Genomic DNA, 442 nt, shown 5'->3' with positions numbered 1-442 from the left:
GCCGGGCGGGTGGCTTCGCGGCCCCCTCCTCCGCACCCTCGTCCACGAACGACTCAGGAGCGGCGAGCGCCTTCTCGACCAGTCCCCCGAACGCCTCCTCGTCCGTCACGGCGAGCAGCGCGGAGTGGTCGGTCCAGGCCAGGTGGGCGATCTGGTGGGCGACGGTCCAGCGGGCAGCAGGCGTCTCGACGGCCCAGCCCTCCGGCCCCAACTCGGCTACGAGCCGGTCGAGTTCCTCGCTCTCCTCACGCAGGTCGTCGAACACGCGCGTCGGATCGGACATGGGGGGAGCATGGCAGGGGTGTCAGAAACAATCAAGCGTGCTTGCATTATTCACAGGGGTGGGGTGCTGGGGTGCTGGTCGACGGGGTTTCTGTGGCCGTGAGGTGTGGTGTGAACGTTGGGCCACTCGCTTCTTTGCCAGTGTCGGGCTTCCACGGCC

Annotated in this window: 1 protein-coding gene; it reads right to left on the bottom strand. The window is 68.3% G+C overall.

Annotation, left to right across the window (positions count from 1 at the left end):
- A partial coding sequence (locus tag JHN63_RS52025; protein WP_200692061.1) for a maleylpyruvate isomerase N-terminal domain-containing protein occupies positions 1-283 on the bottom strand: 283 nt, incomplete at its 3' end.
- Positions 284-442 lie beyond the last annotated feature (159 nt).

The organism is Streptomyces sp. MBT65, from assembly GCF_016612545.1.
Classification (GTDB): Bacteria; Actinomycetota; Actinomycetes; order Streptomycetales; family Streptomycetaceae; genus Streptomyces.
The sequence above is the reverse complement of the archived record's forward strand: the minus strand, read 5'-3'. Positions and strand labels throughout refer to the sequence as shown.